At 74.1% G+C, this 19392-nt stretch carries 13 protein-coding genes and 2 pseudogenes; 9 read left to right on the plus strand and 6 right to left on the minus strand.

Annotated elements, in window-relative coordinates; translation table 11 throughout:
• The first annotated feature begins 93 nt into the window (after positions 1-93).
• Complete coding sequence (locus BLU42_RS01060) at positions 94-1326, plus strand: FAD-binding domain-containing protein (protein WP_091072501.1); 1233 nt, start codon at positions 94-96, stop codon at positions 1324-1326.
• A 42-nt stretch (positions 1327-1368) separates the two neighbouring features.
• On the opposite strand, the gene BLU42_RS01065 is transcribed toward BLU42_RS01060, so the two are convergent.
• Positions 1369-3225, minus strand: a complete 1857-nt coding sequence (locus tag BLU42_RS01065) for a hypothetical protein (RefSeq protein WP_091072504.1) — start codon at positions 3223-3225, stop codon at positions 1369-1371.
• 169 nt (positions 3226-3394) lie between these two features.
• On the opposite strand from BLU42_RS01065, the gene BLU42_RS01070 reads away from it, so the two are divergent.
• From BLU42_RS01070 to BLU42_RS01090, 5 genes are all read left to right on the plus strand, one after another.
• Entirely contained in the window at positions 3395-4732 is a 1338-nt protein-coding gene (locus BLU42_RS01070) for a cell division protein PerM (RefSeq protein ID WP_091072513.1), read from the plus strand.
• 45 nt (positions 4733-4777) lie between these two features.
• Positions 4778-5431 carry a phosphoribosylglycinamide formyltransferase gene (purN, locus tag BLU42_RS01075; protein WP_091079007.1) on the plus strand — a complete coding sequence of 218 codons (654 nt, stop codon included), beginning with the start codon at positions 4778-4780 and terminating at the stop codon, positions 5429-5431.
• On the plus strand, positions 5424-7037 hold the full coding sequence (gene purH, locus BLU42_RS01080; RefSeq protein WP_091072515.1) for a bifunctional phosphoribosylaminoimidazolecarboxamide formyltransferase/IMP cyclohydrolase: 1614 nt from the start codon (positions 5424-5426) through the stop codon (positions 7035-7037). Before purN ends, purH begins: the two co-directional genes overlap by 8 nt.
• A gap of 67 nt (positions 7038-7104) precedes the next feature.
• A complete protein-coding gene (locus BLU42_RS01085) occupies positions 7105-7956 on the plus strand; it encodes a bifunctional methylenetetrahydrofolate dehydrogenase/methenyltetrahydrofolate cyclohydrolase (protein ID WP_091072518.1) in 852 nt (283 codons plus the stop codon).
• Complete coding sequence (locus BLU42_RS01090) at positions 7953-8270, plus strand: DUF3017 domain-containing protein (RefSeq protein WP_091072523.1); 318 nt, start codon at positions 7953-7955, stop codon at positions 8268-8270. Before BLU42_RS01085 ends, BLU42_RS01090 begins: the two co-directional genes overlap by 4 nt.
• A 24-nt stretch (positions 8271-8294) precedes the next feature.
• Here BLU42_RS01090 and BLU42_RS01095 read toward each other — a convergent pair whose 3' ends face one another.
• Both BLU42_RS01095 and BLU42_RS01100 read right to left on the minus strand, forming a co-directional pair.
• The gene (locus BLU42_RS01095) at positions 8295-9089 is read right to left on the minus strand and encodes a DUF4190 domain-containing protein (RefSeq protein ID WP_091072527.1); all 795 of its coding nucleotides are present in this window, start codon (positions 9087-9089) and stop codon (positions 8295-8297) included.
• An 82-nt stretch (positions 9090-9171) separates the two neighbouring features.
• Positions 9172-10185: a malate dehydrogenase gene (locus BLU42_RS01100; RefSeq protein WP_091072529.1), complete on the minus strand. Its 1014-nt coding sequence runs from the start codon at positions 10183-10185 to the stop codon at positions 9172-9174.
• Positions 10186-10291: 106 nt separating this feature from the next.
• On the opposite strand from BLU42_RS01100, the gene BLU42_RS01105 reads away from it, so the two are divergent.
• On the plus strand, positions 10292-10867 hold the full coding sequence (locus tag BLU42_RS01105) for a nucleoside/nucleotide kinase family protein (protein WP_091072532.1): 576 nt from the start codon (positions 10292-10294) through the stop codon (positions 10865-10867).
• Positions 10868-10928: 61 nt separating this feature from the next.
• Here the strand turns inward: BLU42_RS01105 and BLU42_RS01110 are convergent, their stop codons facing one another.
• Positions 10929-13148 carry an NADP-dependent isocitrate dehydrogenase gene (locus BLU42_RS01110; protein WP_091072535.1) on the minus strand — a complete coding sequence of 740 codons (2220 nt, stop codon included), beginning with the start codon at positions 13146-13148 and terminating at the stop codon, positions 10929-10931.
• Between the two features lie 326 nt (positions 13149-13474).
• The gene (locus tag BLU42_RS01115; RefSeq protein ID WP_091072538.1) at positions 13475-14791 is read right to left on the minus strand and encodes a UDP-glucose dehydrogenase family protein; all 1317 of its coding nucleotides are present in this window, start codon (positions 14789-14791) and stop codon (positions 13475-13477) included.
• A 229-nt stretch (positions 14792-15020) separates the two neighbouring features.
• On the opposite strand from BLU42_RS01115, the pseudogene BLU42_RS21230 reads away from it, so the two are divergent.
• Positions 15021-16388: pseudogene (locus BLU42_RS21230) on the plus strand (hemolysin family protein); the annotation flags it as partial.
• Positions 16389-16493: 105 nt separating this feature from the next.
• A pseudogene (locus BLU42_RS21235) lies at positions 16494-17399 on the plus strand (DMT family transporter); the annotation flags it as partial.
• Between the two features lie 36 nt (positions 17400-17435).
• Here BLU42_RS21235 and BLU42_RS01125 read toward each other — a convergent pair.
• Positions 17436-19340: a Na+/H+ antiporter gene (locus BLU42_RS01125; protein ID WP_197680567.1), complete on the minus strand. Its 1905-nt coding sequence runs from the start codon at positions 19338-19340 to the stop codon at positions 17436-17438.
• Between the last annotated feature and the right edge of the window lie 52 nt (positions 19341-19392).

Below are 19392 nucleotides of genomic sequence, written 5' to 3' on the forward strand. Positions count from 1 at the left end.
TCCGGGGCTGTCGTCCGCCGGCGTCTCCTGCGTCCGGGGCAGGGCGGGGCAGCACGGGGCATCCTGTCGGAGGTCCCGGGTAGAAGTTCTGCCGTGCCTCTTCTCCCCGCGCCCCCGTCCACCGTCGACGGCGCGAGCCTGGGCGACGTCGAGGCCTGGGTCGCGCAGCACCTCGGCGACCTGACGCTGGAGGGGCCCGACGGTGTCCGGGCGGGCGGGTTCGACGGCGGGCAGTCGGCGGCCGACGCCGCGCTCGCCACGCTGGACATCAGCGGCTACGCGAACACCCGCAGCACCGTGCTCCCGGAGGAGCGGCGGGGAGCCAGCCGGCTGTCGCCGTACATCCGCCACGGGCTGCTCCTGCTGCCGCAGGTGTCGGCCGCGGTCGCCGACGCCCCCTCCTTCGACCGCAAGCGCTTCCGCGACGAGCTGCTCTGGCAGGAGTACGCCCGGCACGTGTACGCCCGTCTCGGGCGGCGGTTCCGCCGGGCGCTGCGCAACGAGTCGCCGGCCGAGGGGCGGGCCACGTGGCACCGGCCGGGGTGGGACCCAGAGATGGCGTGCATGGACTTCGTCACCGACGAGCTCCACGGGCAGGGCTGGGTGGTCAACCAGACGCGCATGTGGCTCGCCTCGCAGTGGGCGGTCCGCGCGGGGCTCGACTGGCGCGAGGGCGAGCAGGCGATGTTCGTCCACCTGCTCGACGGCTCGCGCGCGGCCAACGGCCTCGGCTGGCAGTGGACGGTCGGCGCCGGCAGCACCAAGGCGTACGGGTTCAGCCGCTGGCAGGTGCAGAAGCGGGCCCCGCAGCTCTGCCGCCGCTGCCCGCTGCGCGACGCCTGCCCGATCCAGGAGTGGCCCGACGTCCGCCTCCAGCGCGTCGACGACCGGGCCGACCTGGCGCGCGGGCCGATCCCGGCCGGGCCGGAGGAGGTCGAGGGTGAGGGCGGCGACGCCGTCTGGCTGACCGCCGAGTCGCTCGGTGACGCCGACCCGGCGCTGGCCGCCGACGACGACCGGCCCGCCGTGTTCGTCTTCGACGAGCCGCTGCTGGCCACGCTGCGGCTCTCGGGCAAGCGGCTGGTCTTCCTGGCCCAGACCCTCGGCGAGCTCGCCGCCCGCCGTCCGCTCGAGGTGCGCCGCGGCGAGGTCGTCACCGAGCTCGAGGGGCGTCGCCTGGCCGCGACCTGGACGCCCGTGCCCGGCTGGCAGCAGCGTGCCGCCCGCCTGCAGCCCGTCGAGGTCCACCCGTGGCCGTGGCTCGTCCGGCCCCGCCCGGCGGGGATCGGCAGCTACTCCGCCTGGCGGCGGGACCTCAAGGTCTGACGCCGCGCCTGCCGACCCGGGGCGACGACGCGGGAGCTGGCCTCAGCCCTGCTGCGTCAGACGCTGCACCCCGCGCACCGTGACCGTGTTCCACTCCTCGGAGCTGATGTCGAGGCCCTTCTGGGGGTTGAGGAACACGAAGGCCACCTTCGTGCCCGAGGAGGCGATGCCGACGCGGAAGCGGGTCGTGGTGCTGCCGGCCTTCTGCTCGACCTCGGTGGTCCAGCCGGCCACCGACGCACCGCCCTCGGCCACCCCGGTGACCTTGGTCGCCTTGTCGACGGTCGCGGTGAGCTTGCGCTCCTTGCAGCTGGCCCAGTCGTCCTTGATCTTCTCGACGAGCTTGGTCGCTGTCGCCTCGTCCTTGGCGGTCAGCACGATCTCGTTGAGCCCGAAGATGCCGGGCACGTCCTGGAGCAGGTAGACCCGTGAGCTCTTCTCGACCGCGGCCGTGGTGGACCAGTTCACCGACTCGCACTGCGAGCCCGTGAAGTCCTCGCTCGGCGCCTCGACGGGCGTGCCCACCCAGGGGGCCGGGCTCGAGCTGGCGGGCGGCAGGTCGCCGGTGGCGAAGAAGCCCGGCTCGTCCCCGCCGACGGGCGGCGGGGCGTCGGAGGTGCTCGGGCTGTCGGCGCAGGCGCCGCCGGCCGTCGCGCACTGCGCGCCGACGACCGAGGCGAGGCTGGCGGTCACGTTGTTGACGTTCAGGGCGTCCTTGCCCGGGGTCGAGGCGTCGACGACGTCGATCGCACGGCCGGTGCGGCTCACGACGACCCAGTGCTGGGTGGTCTGCCCGTCGGCGGCGGAGCGGACGGCGACCGCGGTCGCCTCGTCCCCGACGCCCTGGAGGGCCCGGCCGGTGAAGATCCAGTCGCCGGTGACCGCGCAGGTGCCCATCGCCCTGGACGTGACGGAGAAGGCCTGCGTCGCGTCCTCGACGGTCGCGTACGCCTGCGCCACGTGCAGCACGGACGGTGCGTCGGACCCGTCCGCGGTGACGGTGCGGCTGAGGGTCTGCTGCGCGGTCGGGGCGCCCTCGAGCGGGTCGCTGCCGAGGCAGCTCGGACCCGTGCCGGCGGGCAACGGGCCACGGACGACCTCGCCGACCGTCCAGGTGCGCTTCGGCAGGATCGAGGTGGCCCCCTGCGCGGTGAGCATCGAGGAGTCGTCGAGCAGCGCGGCGGCGCTGGGCGTCGCGGCCGCGGAGCTGCTGGTGGTGCCGCCGGGGACGCCGTCGGCGCCGGGCTGCTGGTCGCTCACGCCGACCACGGCGTAGCCGACGCCCAGGCCGACCACCACGACGGCGGCCACGGCGCTGACCAGCAGGGCCAGGCGGCCGCGGCGCCCGAGGCGGCGCGGGCGCTCGTCGAGGTCGTCGAGGTCGGGGTCGGTCACGGCGGCTCCCGCCCGGCCGTCGCGGCCCGTGGTGCGGGGGAGCAGGGTCGTCGCGTCCTCGTCGTCGGCCGGACGGGCGCGCGGGGTGAAGTTCAGCCGGCGGCTGCCGGTCGTGGGTCCCGACGCGGGGTCGGCGGCCGGCGCGTCCGCGGCGCCCGGCTCGGTCGACGCCCCCGCGGGCTCGCCCTCGGAGGAAGCACCCTTCGGTGCGCTCGTCGCGGCCGGGGCGTCGGAGCCACCCGTCGGCGTACGCACGGTCGCGGCGTCCGCGTCGGCGGCGGCCTCGCGGAAGATCGGTCGGGCCTCGTCCTCGGTGAAGCGCCCCGGCGCCCCCGGGGCGGTGCTGCCGGCGCCCTCCGCGGCACCGTTCCCGGAGCCGGGCGTGCCGTCGCCGGAGCCTGTCCGCCCCGGCTCGGAGCCGCGCGGTGCCGAGGGTCCGGCGGGAGCCGGGTCCTCCCCGGGAGCGGCTCGGCGGGGGCTGTGCGGACTTCGGTCGTCGGCCATGGGCGGGAACGTGCTCCTCGTGGCTCGTCGCGGGCACACCGCGTCGCCACGTCTCGACGGTGCTGGGCCCGGGCGTCGGTGGCCGCGGGCGGGGACCACCAAACTTTACCCCTGGTCGCGCGTGTCCCGCCCTCCTCGATGCGGGCCCGTGGGAAACGATGGGCCGGACATGGCTCAGCTCACCTCACCCCGTCGTCCGGACTCGCCCGAGCGGCACCGGCTCGTCCTGAAGGCGTCCGAGGCCGCCACGCCGGACGAGCGGGCCGAGGTCGACCCCGTCAGCTGGCCGGTGGCCGCGGTCGTCGGGGGTCTGACCACCGCCGCGGTCGGCTGGGTGCTCGTCACCGGCCTGGTGGTCTGCGGGTGGCTGATGGGCGACGACACCCGGCTGTCGGGCGCGATCGAGCTCGGCACCCGCCTGTGGCTGCTCGCCTGCGGCGTCCCGGTGCCGGTCGCCGGGCTGGACGTCACCCTCGTGCCCTGGGGCGTCACCGCGCTGAGCGCCGCCCTGCTGTGGCGCTTCGGCGGCTACGCCGTGCGCCGGGCGACCGACGAGCGCACCGGCCCGCTGGCCGTCGGGCTCGTCGTGGCGCTGGCGCACACGCTCCCCGTCCTCGCCGTCGCGGTCTTCCTCGGCGAGCCGTGGCGTGCCCCGGGCCGCTGGGCCGCCGTCGTCCTCCTCCTGCTGGTGGCGGCCTGGAGCGGTGCGGCGCACCGGTCGGGCCGCCCGGTCGGCTCGTCCTGGCCGGGCCCGCTCCGGTCCCTGCCCCGGGCGGTCGTCGGCGCCCAGCTCGTGCTCCTGATCGCGGGCGCCGGGGTCCTGGCCCTCGGCCTGGTGACCGGCTGGGACCGGGTCGTCGCGCTGACCTCCTCGCTCCAGGCCGGCACGTTCGGCACCATCCTGCTGGTGCTGCTGCAGCTCGCGCTGCTGCCGAACGCGCTCGTCTGGTCCGGCTCGTACGCCCTGGGCGCCGGCTTCAGCCTCGGCTCCGGCTCGGTGGTGGCTCCTGCCGCCACGTCCCTCGGCGTGCTCCCGGGCCTGCCCGTGCTGGGCGCCCTGCCGGCGGCGGGCCCAGGCAGCACGCTGCAGCTGTGGTGGCTCGTCTCCGGCGCCGTGGCCGGGGCCCTCGCCGCCTGGCTCGCCCTGCGCTCGGGCGCGCCCCGCCGCTTCGACGCGACGACGCTGGTCGGCGGGCTGGCCGGCGTCGCGGCGGCCCTCGTCTTCACCGGCGTCGCCTGGACCACCAGCGGCGACCTCGGCACCCTCCGCCTCACCGGTCTCGGCCCGCGCCTGCTGCCCCTGCTGGTCATGAGCACCACCACGCTCGGGCTGTCGGGCATGGTCACCGGCGCCGTCGTCGGGGTCGTGCGCCACCTGCGTCGCGGGGACCGGCACGGGACCGAGGGGTCCGACGCGGAGCCGACCGTCCTCGTCGGCGGCACGCACCCCGGCGACCAGGACGGACCGGACGACGCCGAGGCGACCGAGGTGATCGAGGCGCGGTGACCGGCGGCGCCCCCGGCGCCGCTCGGTAGGGTGGCGGCCGTGCCGATGCCCGAGCCCGACCTCAGAGGTGGCTCGTCGGACCGACCGCCCAAGCGCCTCGTCGTCCTCCTGTCGGGTACCGGGACGCTGCTCCAGGCGCTGCTCGACGCCTGCGCCGACCCCGGCTACGGCGCCACCGTCGTCGCGGTCGGCTCCGACCGCGAGGGCGTCCTCGGCCTGGAGCGGGCGAGCGCGGCCGGGGCGGAGACGTTCGTCCACCCGCTCGTCGACCGGGAGCAGCGGGCCGCGTGGGACGCCGGGCTGGCCGACCTCGTGGCCGCGTACGAGCCTGACCTCGTCATCAGCGCCGGCTTCATGAAGCTCCTGGGGCCGGCCTTCCTCGAGCGGTTCGGCGGGCGCACGATCAACACCCACCCGGCGCTGCTCCCAGCCTTCCCCGGGATGCACGGTCCCCGCGACGCGCTCGCGTACGGGGTGAGGTACACGGGGGCGACCGTCTTCCTCGTCGACGCCGGCGTCGACACCGGCGTCGTGCTCGACCAGGCCGTGGTGCCCGTCGAGGACGACGACACCGTCGAGACCCTGCACGAACGGATCAAGACCGCCGAGCGCGACCTGCTCGTCACCACCACCCACACGCTGGTCACCCGCCCCTGGCGCGTGGTCGGCAGGAAGGTCCACCGGGACCCCCATGACTGACACCTCCGACACCCCCACCTCCGGCGCGGTCGCCGAGCGCATCCCCGTCCGGCGCGCGCTCGTCTCCGTCTACGACAAGACCGGCCTGGTCGACCTCGCCCGGGCGCTCGTCGACGCGGGCGTGGAGATCGTCTCGACCGGCTCGACCGCGAAGACGATCGCCGGCGCCGGGCTGCCCGTGACCGCGGTGGAGGACGTGACCGGCTTCCCCGAGTGCCTCGACGGCCGGGTCAAGACGCTGCACCCCAAGGTCCACGCGGGCCTGCTCGCCGACCTCCGGCTCGAGACGCACCGCCGCCAGCTCGACGAGCTGGGCATCGCGCCCTTCCAGCTGCTGGTCAGCAACCTCTACCCGTTCACCCAGACCGTCGCCTCCGGCGCCTCGCCCGACGAGTGCGTCGAGCAGATCGACATCGGCGGGCCGGCGATGGTGCGGGCGAGCGCCAAGAACCACCCGAGCGTCGCGGTCCTGACCTCCCCCGAGCAGTACGCCGAGCTGACGGCCGCGCTCGCCGACGGCGGGACCACCCTCGAGCAGCGCAAGCGCCTGGCCGCGGCGGCCTTCGTGCACACCGCGACCTACGACGTCGCGGTCGCGAGCTGGATGGGTTCGGTGCTCACCGGCTCCTCCGCCGGCGAGGACGGCGCCGCGGCCGACACGTTCCCGGCGTGGCTCGGGGCGACCTGGGACCTCGCGGCGTCGCTGCGCTACGGGGAGAACCCGCACCAGGCCGCCGCGCTCTACCTCGCCCCGGGCTCGGCCGGCACGCTCGCCGGCGCGCATCAGCTGCACGGCAAGGAGATGTCCTACAACAACTACGTCGACGCCGACGCGGCCCGCCGGGCGGCGTACGACTTCGACTCCCCGGCCGTCGCGATCATCAAGCACGCCAACCCCTGCGGCATCGCCGTGGGCGCCGACGTGGCCGAGGCGCACCGCCGCGCGCACGCCTGCGACCCGGTGTCGGCCTTCGGCGGCGTCATCGCCACCAACGTCGAGGTCAGCGTGGCCATGGCCGAGCAGGTGGCCGAGGTCTTCACCGAGGTGATCCTGGCCCCCGGCTACGAGGACGGCGCCGTCGAGGTGCTGGCCCGCAAGAAGAACATCCGCATCCTCGTCACCGACGCCCTCGCCGACGGCGGGACGGAGTTCCGTCGCATCGACGGCGGCCTGCTGCTGCAGGAGCGCGACACCGTCGACGCCGAGCACGACGGGCCGGCCGGCTGGACGCTGGCCTGCGGCGAGCCGGCCGACGAGGCCACGCTCGCCGACCTCGAGTTCGCCTGGAAGGCGTGCCGCTCGGTCAAGTCGAACGCGATCCTGCTCGCCGCCGACGGCGCCTCGGTGGGCATCGGCATGGGCCAGGTCAACCGGGTGGACTCCAGCAGGCTCGCGGTCAGCCGCGCCGGGGAGCGCGCCGCGGGTTCCGTCGCGGCGTCCGACGCCTTCTTCCCCTTCCCCGACGGTCTGGAGATCCTGCTCGAGGCCGGGGTCCGGGCGGTCGTGCAGCCGGGCGGGTCGATGCGCGACGACGCCGTCGTCGAGGCCGCCCGCAAGGCCGGGGCGACGCTCTACCTGACCGGCGCCCGGCACTTCTACCATTGAGCCCGCACCGCTGAACCGCAGCCGTACGGCTCCCGCAGCAGACACCTCGTCGAGGAAGGCACGACCCATGACCGCAGAGACGCTGGACGGCAAGGCGCTGGCCGCCACCATCAAGGCCGAGCTCAAGGAGCGCGTGGCCGCCCTCGCCGAGCGCGGGATCGTGCCCGGGCTCGGCACGGTGCTGGTCGGCGACGACCCGGGCTCGCACTCCTACGTGCGCGGCAAGCACCGCGACTGCGCGGAGGTGGGCATCGCCTCGATCCAGGTCGAGCTGCCGGCCTCGACGAGCGCCGCGGAGCTGGAGGGCCGGATCCGCGAGCTCAACGAGGACCCGGCCTGCACCGGCTTCATCGTGCAGCTCCCGCTGCCCGGCGCGCTCGACGACGCGTGGGCCCTGGAGCTCGTCGACCCCGGCAAGGACGCCGACGGCCTCCACCCGGCCAACCTGGGCCGCCTGGTCCTCGGTGAGCCCGGCCCGCTGCCCTGCACGCCGCGGGGGATCGTCGAGCTGCTGCGCCGCAACGGCGTCGGCCTCAGCGGGGCCGAGGTCTGCGTGATCGGCCGCGGCACCACGGTGGGCCGTCCCCTCGGGCTGCTGCTCACCCGCAAGAGCGAGAACGCCACGGTCACGCTCTGCCACACCGGCACCGTCGACGTGGCCGAGCACACCCGACGCGCCGACATCGTCGTCGCGGCCGCCGGACGGCCGAGGATCGTCACCGCCGACATGGTCAAGCCGGGCGCGGTCTGCGTCGACGTGGGCATCACGCGCACCGAGGCCGGGCTGGTCGGCGACATCGACCCCAGCGTGCGCGAGGTGGCCTCGTGGATCGCCCCGGTCCCCGGCGGCGTGGGTCCGATGACCCGGGCAATGCTCCTGACGAACGTCGTCGAGCGCGCCGAGGCGCTCGCGGGGTGAGCGGGCCCGGCACGCGTCCGCGCGACCCGGCCGGGGGAGGTCTCGTCCGGCCCCGGCGGCAGTGGCCGCTGCTGCTCGTCTCCGCGCTCGTGCTCGGCGGGGTCGTCGCGGCGCTGCTCGGGCCCGAGACCTGGCGGGCCGGCTGCATGGTCGTCGGCGGTGCGCTCGTCCTCGGTGCGCTGCTGCGGCTCGTGCTGAGCACCCGGCGCGCCGGGCTGCTGCGCGTGCGCAGCAAGGCCTTCGACGTCGGCGTCATGCTGCTCGCCGGCGGGGCCGTGCTGGTCCTGAGCGTGGTCGTGCCCGCCGGTCGGTGACCGGCGGGCACCACGGGTTCGGGTCTAGCTGCTGCTGGCGACCGCGGCGGCGATCGCGATCCCGTAGATCAGGATACCGAGTCCCTGGAGCACGACGCCGATGATGCCGAGGATGCGCCCCGTGACGATCGTGGAGCGGTTGTTGTAGGCGGCCGGGTTGGCGTCGATCTCGCGGAGCGCCTTGTTGCCAGTCGTGATGGCGAAGATGCCGCAGATGAAGCAGACGACCAGGCCGAGGATGCCGAGCACCAGGACGGTCGTCCCGGACTGGTGGGCGACGGGGGCGCCGCCGTAGCCGCCCTGGTAGCCGCCGTAGGCCGGCTGGCCGTAGGGGACGGGCTGCCCGTAGCCGGCGTCGGGCTGGCCGTAGCCGCCCTGCTGCCCGTACGCACCCGGCTGGCCGTACTCGCCCTGCTGCTGGCCGTACTCGCCGCCGGGCTGCCCGAGCTCGCCCTGCTGCTGGCCGTACTCAGCCTGCTGGCCGTAGTCGCCCTGCTGCCCGTACGGCGCCTGCTGCTGGCCGTACTGCCCGGCCTGGTCGCCGTACTGGCCCTGCGGGGAGCTCTGGTCGCCCCCCTGCTGCTGCCCGTAGGGGGAGGAGTAGCCCTGGTCGCCCTGCTGGCCGTAGCCGCCGGCGGCCTGGTCCGAGCCCGAGCCGTACGACGACCCGTAGGAGGACGAGCCGTACGAGGACGGGTCGACGGCCGACGAACCGGCGCTGTCGGACCCGCTGCGGCCCGCCTCGTCGGAGGACGGGGGCTGGTAGGGGTTGGTGTCGCCGCCGCTGGGCTCGTTGCGGGGCTCGTTCGGCTCGCTCATGGCCGACATCATCGCGCATCAGCGGGTCGCACGCGGTCAGGTGCGCGCGCGACCCGCGCCGGCGGGGCTCAGGGCACAGGGCTCAGGGAACGAGGCCCAGGGAGCGCACCGCCTCGCGCTCCTCGGAGAGCTCGGCGACCGTGGCGTCGATCTTGGCCTGCGAGAACTCGTTGACCTCGAGGCCCGGGACGATCGTCCAGTCGCCGCCGCTGGTCGTGCAGGCGAATGAGCTCACGATGCCCTCGGGGACGCCGTACGAGCCGTCGGACGGGACGGCCATGGAGACCCAGTCGCCCTCCGGCGTGCCCAGCACCCAGTCGTGCATGTGGTCGATGGTCGCCTTGGCCGCGCTGGCCGCCGAGCTGGCGCCACGCGCCTCGATGATCGCCGCCCAGCGCTTCTGCACGGTCGGCAGGAAGTCGCTCTCCAGCCAGGCCTTGTCGTCGACGACCTCGGCGGCGCTGCGGCCGCCGATGCGCGCGTTGAAGATGTCGGGGTACTGCGTGGCGGAGTGGTTGCCCCAGATCGTCACCTGGCTCACCTCGGCGACCGGCACACCGGCCTTGATCGCCAGCTGGCCGGCGGCGCGGTTGTGGTCGAGGCGGGTGAGCGCGTTGAAGCGCTCCTTCGGGATGTCGGGGGCGTTGCTCAGCGCGATCAGGGCGTTGGTGTTGGCCGGGTTGCCCGTGATCAGCACCCGGACGTCGTCAGCGGCGTGGTCGTTCAGCGCGCGGCCCTGCGGCTTGAAGATCGCCCCGTTGGCCTCGAGCAGGTCGCCGCGCTCCATGCCCTTGCTGCGCGGGCGCGCGCCCACGAGGAAGGCCAGGTTGACCCCGTCGAAGACCTGGTTGGGGTCGTCGCCGATCACGACCGACTCCAGCAGCGGGTAGGCGCAGTCGTCGAGCTCCATGACCACGCCCTCGAGCGCCTTGAGCGCCGGGGTGATCTCCAGGAGCCGCAGCTGCACGGGCTGGTCGGGGCCGAGCAGCTCGCCGCTCGCGATCCGGAAGAGCAGGCTGTAGCAGATCTGCCCGGCGGCTCCGGTGACGGCGACCTTCACAGGCTGCTTCGCGGTCGCTCCAGCGGTGGTGCTCACGGGTCTCCTCGTTCTCTCGTCGGTCTCGGGGTCGTGCTGAGGGTGGTGCGGTGGGACCTCCGTGCGGAGGGTCCGGCACCCCGACGCTAGTCCGTACGGTGGTGCGGTGACGGTCCGGGTCGGGATGGCGCAGGCACCGGGCTTCGTCCGCGAGCGCCTGGCCGGGCTCGGCGGCACCCGCTGGGTCGGCCTCGACGGCAAGGGGGCGTCGGGCAAGACGACGCTCGCCGCCGCCGTGGCCGCGGCGCTCGGTGCCGCCGCGGTCGTCCACGTCGACGACTTCGCCCGGCGCTCGGTGGAGACCTGGGAGCGCGACCGGTTCGTCGCGCAGGTCCTGGCGCCGCTGCGGGCCGGGCGGCCGGCGCGCTACGAGCGCTGGGACTGGGACGCCGACACCTCGCTCGGCTGGGCCGAGGTGCCCGTCGGTGTGCCGGTGGTCGTCGAGGGGGTCTCGAGCACCGACGTGCGGCTCGGCGTCCCGTGGGACGTCACGCTCTGGCTGGACGTCGCGCCGGAGGTGCGGCTCGCCCGGGCCCTGGCCCGCGACGGCGAGGCGATGCGCGAGCAGTGGGTGGAGCGGTGGATGCCGGCCGAGGACGCGTACGAGGCCGCCCAGCGGCCGCAGGAGCGTGTCGACGCGGTGGTGGTCGGCGACGCCGCGCCGGTTTCCTTACCGCAGTGAGCGCCCGAGGCCCCTCGGGGGCCAGCAGGACGCGACCGGGCAAGAAAACCGGCGCGCGAGGTCAGCCGAGCTGAGCCAGGACCTCGTTCAGCGTCGCCGAGGGGCGCATGACCTCGCCGGCCTTGGCGTCGTCGGGACGGTAGTAGCCGCCGATGTCGACCGGGTGGCCCTGCACGGCGAGCAGCTCGTCCACGATCGTCTGCTCCTGCTCGGCCAGCCGCTGGGCGACCGGGCCGAACGTCGACGCCAGGTCCGCGTCGTCGGACTGCGCCGCCAGCTCCTGCGCCCAGTAGAGGGCGAGGTAGAAGTGGCTGCCGCGGTTGTCGATCGTGCCCAGCCGGCGCCCGGGCGAGCGGTTCTCGTTGAGGAAGGTCCCCGTCGCCCGGTCCAGGGTGTCGGCCAGGACCTGCGCGCGCGGGTTGCTGGTGGACTGGGCCAGGTGCTCGAGGCTGACCGCGAGCGCGAGGAACTCGCCCAGGCTGTCCCAGCGCAGGTAGTCCTCGCGGACGAGCTGCTGCACGTGCTTGGGCGCGGAGCCGCCGGCACCGGTCTCGAAGAGCCCGCCGCCGTTGATGAGCGGGACGACGGAGAGCATCTTGGCCGACGTCCCCAGCTCGAGGATCGGGAAGAGGTCGGTGAGGTAGTCGCGCAGCACGTTGCCGGTCACCGAGATGGTGTCCTCGCCGCGGCGGATCCGCTCGAGCGAGAACGCCGTCGCCTCGACCGGCGCCAGGACGCGGATGTCGAGGCCCTCGGTGTCGTGCTCGGGCAGGTACTGCTCGACCTTGGCGATCAGGCGCGCGTCGTGGGCGCGGTCGGCGTCGAGCCAGAAGACGGCCGGCGAGCCGGTCGCGCGGGCGCGGCTCACGGCGAGCTTGACCCAGTCGCGGATGGCGACGTCCTTGGTCTGGCACATGCGCCAGATGTCCCCGGCCTCGACCTCCGTGGTCAGGACGACCTCGTCGCCGCTGCCGACGACGCGGACGGTCCCGGCGGCCGGCACCTCGAAGGTCTTGTCGTGGCTGCCGTACTCCTCCGCGGCCTGCGCCATCAGCCCGACGTTCGGGACCGAGCCCATCGTCGTGGGGTCGTACGCGCCGTGGGCCCGGCAGTCGTCGAGGACGACCTGGTAGACGTCGGCGTACGAGGAGTCCGGGATCACCGCGAGGGTGTCGGCCTCGGCGCCGTCGGGGCCCCACATGTGGCCGCCGATGCGGATCATCGCCGGCATCGAGGCGTCGACGATGACGTCGCTCGGGACGTGCAGGTTCGTGATGCCGCGGTCGGAGTCGACCATGGCGAGCGGCGGGCCGGCCTTCAGCCCGTCCTCGATCGCGGTCCGGATCTCGTCGCCCTGCTCGAGGGAGTCGAGGCCCGAGAGGATCGCGCCGAGGCCGTTGTTGCCGTTCAGGCCGGCGGGCAGCAGCACGTCGCCGTAGCGCTCGAACACCTCGGGCAGGAAGGCCCGGACGACGTGGCCGAAGATGATCGGGTCCGAGACCTTCATCATCGTGGCCTTGAGGTGCACCGAGAACAGCACGCCCTCGGCCCTGGCCCGCTGCACCTGCTCGGCGATGAACGCGTCGAGCGCGGCGACGTGCATGACGGTCGCGTCGACGACCTCGCCGTCGAGGACCTTGACGCCGTCCTTGAGGACGGTGACCGTGCCGTCCTGGGCGACGTGCTCGATGCGCAGGGTCGCGTCGGCGTGCGCCACGGCGGAGGTCTCGTTGGAGCGGAAGTCGTCGGCGGTCATGTGCGCGACGTTCGTCCTGCTGTCGGCCGACCAGGCGCCCATGGAGTGCGGGTGGTTGCGCGCGTACTGCTTGACCGATGCGGGCGCCCGGCGGTCGCTGTTGCCCTCGCGCAGGACGGGGTTCACCGCGCTGCCCATGGCCCGGCCGTAGCGGGCGCGGACGTCACGCTCCTCGTCGGTCGAGGGGGAGTCGGGGTACGCCGGCAGCGCGAAGCCCTGGCCCTGCAGCTCGGTGATCGCGGCCTTGAGCTGGGGGACCGAGGCCGAGATGTTCGGGAGCTTGATGATGTTGGCCTGCGGCGTCTTGGCCAGCTCGCCGAGCTCGGCGAGGGAGTCGGGCACCTGCTGGTCGGCGGGCAGGAGGTCGGCGAACTGCGCCAGGATCCGGCCGGCCAGGGAGATGTCCCGGGTCTCGACCTCCACGCCGGCCTGGCCGGTGAAGGCCTGGATGATCGGCAGGAAGGAGTAGGTCGCCAGCATCGGCGCCTCGTCGGTGTGGGTGTAGATGATCGTCGAGTCGCTCACCCCACGAACTTATCGTGCGCCCGGCGCGGCCCCCGTGGGCGCTCGGCGCGACCGGCCTCCGTGCGACCTCTCCCGAGACCGCCGAGCGGTAGGTTGCAGCGCCTTCCCGGGCCCAGATCGCGCCGCAACCTACCGCTCGGCGGTGGTTCGGGAGCGCGCTCGCCCCGGCGGGACCACTGGTCAGCAGTGGTCCGCAGCGGCGTCCGATTCGACTCAGAAGTGACCAGTGGTCAGCCAGGGGGGCTGGTGCCGCGTGGACCCAGCCCTCGCCAGACGGGGCGCGGCGACCCGACCCCGGTCCGCGTCCGAGCGAAGCGAGGACCACGTCACATCGTGGCGGCGCGGCCGATCTGCACGACCTTCCAGCCAGCGTTGCGCCAGGTGGGGGCGTGGAGCTTGAGGCGGGCGTCGATGAGGACCTTGGCCTTGACCAGGTCAGCGAACTTCTCCGGGTCGAGCTGGCGGAACTCGGGCCACTCGGTCAGGTGCAGGACGACCTCGGCGCCGAGCATGGCCTGCTCGACGCTGGCGACCTGGGTGAACCCCTCGCGCGGCGGGAGCCGGGCCTCGGGGTCGTAGATCCGCACGTCGGCGCCCGCCGCGTGGAGCCGGTCGGCCACCGTGAGGGCGGGGGAGTTGCGGGTGTCGTCGGTCCCCGGCTTGAAGGCGGCGCCGAGGACGGCGATGCGCTTGCCGGTCACGTCGCCGCCGGCCTGCTCGATGGCGAGGTCGGCGATCTCGGTGCGCTGGCCGTCGTTGATGGCCTCGACGGCGTGGATGAAGTCGGACAGGACGTTCACGCCGAGCTCGTCGGCCCGGTAGGCCAGCGCGGCGATGTCCTTGGGCAGGCAGCCGCCGCCGAAGCCGAGGCCGGCGTTGAGGAACTCGCGGCCGATGCGGTTGTCGAAGCCGATCGCGTCGGCGAGGAGCGTGACGTCGCCGCCTGCGGCCTGGCACATCTGCGCCATCGCGTTGATGAAGCTGATCTTGGTGGCGAGGAAGGAGTTCGCCGCGACCTTGATCAGCTCGGCCGTGGCGATGTCGCAGCGCACGACCGGGGTGCGGTCGCTGATCGGCAGGGCGTACACCTCGTCGAGCACCTCGAGCGCGTGCCGGGAGTGCGTGCCGAAGACCAGGCGGTCCGGGTGCAGGGTGTCCTCGACCGCGTACGCCTCGCGCAGGAACTCCGGGTTCCACGCGACCTCGACCGCGTCGCCGGCCGGCGCGAGCCCACGGATCCGGGCCTCGAGCGCCATCGCGGTGCCGACCGGGACCGTGGACTTGCCGACGACCAGGCACGGCTCGGTCAGCAGCGGCGCGAGGCTCTCGACCGCGGCGTGCAGCTGGCTCAGGTCGGCCGCACCGTTGGCCTGCGACGGCGTCCCGAGCGCGAGGAAGTGCACGTCGGCCCAGTCGGCGATCTGGGTGTAGTCGGTCGTGAACCGCAGCCGCCCGGTCGCCGTGTGCTTCTCGAGCAGCGGCTCGAGCCCGACCTCGAAGATGTGGGACTGGCCGGCGTTGAGGACCTTGACCTTGTCCTCGTCGATGTCGATGCCGATCACCTCGTGACCGAACTCGGCCATCCCGGCCGCGTGCGTCGCACCGAGGTAGCTGGTGCCGATGACGCTGACACGAAGAGTCATGCGCGGCATCCTCGCACGCGCGCGCCCGCCTCCCGCGTGTCCGAACGGCCCCGCGGGGGCGTGGCGGGTGACGCGACGACGAACTTCTCGTGAACGGCATCGACCGCGCGGACCCGCGCGTTGCACCCGCAGATGGGTCACCATGGACGTGGCCCGATCCACCCGACAGGAGCACTGCGAAGCCCGTGACCAGACGCCCGACCCACCGAGCGCCCTCGAGCAGCACCGCATGAGCTCCACCCTGTCCGACGTCCTCGTCGTCCTCGTCCTGATCCTGGTCGGCTCGGTGTTCGTCGCCGCCGAGATGTCGCTGGTGTCCCTGCGCGACAGCCAGGTCAAGCAGATGGCGCACCAGGGACGCCGCGGCCAGGCGGTCGCGCGGCTCAACGACAACCCGAACCGCTTCCTCTCCGCCGTGCAGATCGGGGTGACCCTCACCGGCTTCCTCAGCGCGGCGTTCGGCGGCGCGACGCTGGAGGAGTCCGTCTCACCGCTGCTGGTGCGCTGGTTCGGCCTCGACCCCGACGTCGCCGGGACCATCTCGTTGGTCGTCATCACGATCCTCATCTCCTACGTCTCGATCGTGGTCGGGGAGCTCACGGCCAAGCGGCTCGCGCTGCAGCGCACCGAGGCCTTCGCCCTGGCGCTGGCCCCGATGGTCGACGTCGTCGCCAAGGTGCTGCGCCCGGTGATCTGGCTGCTGGGCGCGTCGACGAACCTCCTCGTCAAGCTCCTCGGCGGGGACCCGACCGCGGGGCGCGAGGAGGTCAGCGACGAGGAGATCCGCGCGCTGGTCAGCGGCTCGACGACGCTCGGCGCCGAGGAGCGGCGGATCGTGGACGACGTCTTCGACGCCGGCGACCGCAACCTGCGCGAGGTGATGCTGCCGCGCACCGAGGTCGACTTCCTCTCCGGCGACATGCCGGCCCACCGCGCCGTGCGCGAGCTGGCGCGCTCGCCGCACTCGCGCTACCCCGTCACGGGGGAGTCGGCCGACGACATCCTCGGCTTCGTGCACGTGCGCGACCTGCTCGACCCCGACGTCAGCAGCAGCGGCACGCGGCTGTCGGAGATCGTGCGCCCGGTGGTCCGCATGCCCGACACGGTGCGGGTGCTCCACGCGCTGTCGGAGATGCGGCGCGACCGCTCGCACCTCGCGATCGTCGTCGACGAGTACGGCGGCACCGCGGGCATCGTGACGATGGAGGACCTCGTCGAGGAGCTCGTCGGGGACATCACCGACGAGTACGACGTCGTGGAGGCCGAGCGCCCGGGCATCCGGGGCGACCTGAGCCTGGACGGGCTGACGACGGTGGAGGAGTTCGAGGACCTCACCGGCCTCGGGCTCGAGGACGGCCCGTACGACACCCTGGCCGGCTTCTTCATGGCGCGTCTCGGGCAGCTGCCCGCGGTGGGCGACGTCGTGGTGGCCGAGGGCCGCCGCAACGACGACGACGAGGCCGACCCGGTGCGCGTCGAGCTGAAGGTGACCGAGCTCGACGGCCGCCGCGCCGCCCGCTTCGTGGCGCACCTCCTCGACGGCGGCGAGTTCACCCCCGCCCCGAGTGAGCCGCCCGAGGACGTCAGCATGAGCGCAGCCGTCGCCTCCCGCACGCCGGCGCGGGCCGGTGCCGGACGCCTCGGGCTCGCCCAGATCACCGCGGCCGCGGTGCTCTGGGGGACCGCCGGGGTCGTCGCCGCCCTGGTGCACCGCTCGACCGGGCTCGGCCCGCTCGAGATCAGCTTCTGGCGCCTGGCCGTGTCGGCGGCGGTGATGCTCCTCATCGCGCTGCCGCGGTTCAGGACCGTGCTCGTCGCCGCCCGCCGGGACCCGGGCCCGCTCGCCCTGGCCGGGGCGGCGCTGGCCGCCTACCAGGGCCTGTACTTCCTCTCGGTCACCACCGCGGGCGTCAACGTCGCGACGATGGTCAGCCTCGGCACCGCACCCGTGGTGGCGTCGCTGTGGGAGGCGCTGCGCGGGCGCCGCGCGCCCGGGGTGCGGCAGGGCGCCGTCCTGGTGGTGGCGGTCGCCGGCCTGGTGCTCGTCGCCGGCGGGCACGGCGGACCGGCCGGCCCGCAGCAGGGGCTCGGGGTGCTGGCGGCGGTCGGTTCCGGCGCCGTCTACGGCGGCAGCACGGTCCTCGGGCGCCACCTCGCCCAGCACACGCCCGCCGTCGCCATGACCACGCTGACCTCGGTCGTCGGCGCCGCCTGCCTGGCGCCCTTCGCCCTGCTGGCGGGACCGGCGGTCGTCCCCGCCGACCCGCCGCTCCCGCTCTGGGCGGCCTGGGCCGGGATCGGGGCGATGGGCGCGCTCGCGACCGCCGTGGCGTACGTGCTCTTCAACCGCGGCCTGCGCGGTACGCCGAGCAGCGTGGCCGCGGTGCTGACCCTGGTCGAACCGCTGACCGCGGCCGTGCTCGCGGTGGGCGTGCTCGGCGAGCCGGTGGGCGTGGCCACGCTCGTCGGGGCCGGCCTGCTGCTCGGGGCGGTGGCGGTGCTCTACCTCGCGCCCGGCGCCCGGGACGTGGGCACCGCCGGCGGTGCTCCGTCCGGGGCGCCCCCCACCGTGGCCGAGGACGACCTCACGGCTCCGACGTCGGGCTGAGCACCGCGCGTACCCATGTCCACCAGGCGCGACGACCTACCCGAGGCGCTCGTCCTTGTAGCACCAGCGCCAGTCCTCGCCGGGCTCGAAGGAGCGCATCACGGGGTGGTGGGTGGAGTGGAAGTGCTTGTCGGCGTGCCGGCCGACCGAGCTGTCGCAGCAGCCGACGTTGCCGCACTCCAGGCAGATGCGCAGGTGGACCGGCGTGAGGCCCTCCCGGACGCAGTCGAGGCAGCGGCCGTCGCCGTCCGGCTCGACCTCGGGCGGTGCGTCGGCGAGGTGCTGGCAGGGGCCGATGGGGTCGACCGGCGTCCGGACGTCGGAGTTGATCTGGTCGATGCGGTCGGCCCGGTCGGTGGCGATGGTGAGCATCGACTCCTCGATGTCGAAGGAGTCGAGCACCTCCTCGACGACCTCGTGGTCGACCGTGCCGTTGGAGCGGACCTTGAGCACCGCGTCGCGCTGCACCTGGAGGGTCTCCAGCCGCAGCCGGCGGTAGGTCTCGGCCGGGGTCTCGCCGTTGCTGTGGTCGCCGAGGCGCTCCCAGAGGCGCTCGGGCCCCGACGAGATCCGGTCCCGCACCCGCTCGACCGCGTCGGGGTTGTCGTCGGACCCGCTCAGGTCGTCCAGGGCCTTGAGCGCCGCCGTCGTCGACGTGGTCAGCACGGTGGCCGCCTGGAGGGCGTCGGAGCGCGCGTCCGGCGCGCGCAGCTTGAGCGCCCGGACGAGCGGCGGCAGGGTCAGCCCCTGCAGCAGCAGCGTCCCGAAGGTGACGACCATGGCCGCGAAGATCAGCACCTCCCGCGACTCGACCTCCGGCGGGATCAGCAGCACGGTCGCCAGCGTGACGACGCCGCGCAGGCCGGCCCAGCCGACGACCAGCGTGGCCTGCCAGGGGACCTCGACCTCCTCGCCCTCGTCGCGGTGCCGACGGAACAGCGAGATCCTCATCAGGAAGACCCACACCATCCGCAGCACGATCACGGTGACGAAGACGGCGACGCACAGGCCCGCGATCTGACCCCCCGACAGCGGCGACTCCGCCAGCGCGGCCACGATCCGGCGCGCCTGGAGGCCGATGAGCAGGAAGACGGTGTTCTCCAGCAGGAACTGGATGGTGCTCCAGTTGATCCGTTCGTTCAGCCGGCTCTGACCCGTCTGGATGACCTGGCTCTTGTGCCCGAGCAGCAGGCCGGCGGTGACGACGGCGATCACGCCGGACCCGTGCAGCTCGTGGTAGCCGATCTCCTCGGCGGGCAGGTAGGCCGCGAACGGGACCATGAACGAGATGGCGGTGTCGTAGACGGCGTTGCGCACCCGGCGCCTGATCAGCACCGCGAGCAGCCCCACGGCCAGGCCCACCGCGACGCCACCGACCAGGGCGATCAGGAAGCCGACGCCCGCGTCGAAGGCGGAGAACTGGCCCACGGCGATGGCGGCCAGGGCCACGCGCAGGCAGGTGATGGCCGTCGCGTCGTTGACCAGCGACTCGCCCTCCAGGATCGTCACGACCTGTCGCGGCAGGCCGATCCGGCGGGCGATCGAGGTCGCGGCCACCGCGTCCGGCGGCGCGACGACGGCGCCGAGGGCCAGGGCGACGGCGAAGCTCACCGGCAGCAGCGCCCAGGTGACGAGGGCGACGCCGAGCGCGGTGATGAGGACGAGCAGGACCGACAGGTACGCGATCGGGCGCAGGTTGTGCCGGAAGTCGAGGATCGAGGTCCGGATCGCCGCCGAGTAGAGCAGCGGCGGCAGGAAGCCCAGGAGCACGACCTCGCTGCTGAGCACGGGCTCGTCGATGAACGGGATGTACGACGCCCCGACCCCGACGACGAGCAGCAGCAGCGGGGCGGAGACCTTGATCTTGTCGGCCAGCCCGCTCACGGCGATGACCACCGCCACGAGGGCCAGGATCTCCAGAGCGATCTCCACGGCGCACATGCTGTCAGCCCGGGCAAGCGCCGCCGGCCCGCGACGAGACACCTCGCCCGCG

It is taken from the genome of Microlunatus sagamiharensis (genome assembly GCF_900105785.1).
Lineage (GTDB): Bacteria > Actinomycetota > Actinomycetes > Propionibacteriales > Propionibacteriaceae > Microlunatus > Microlunatus sagamiharensis.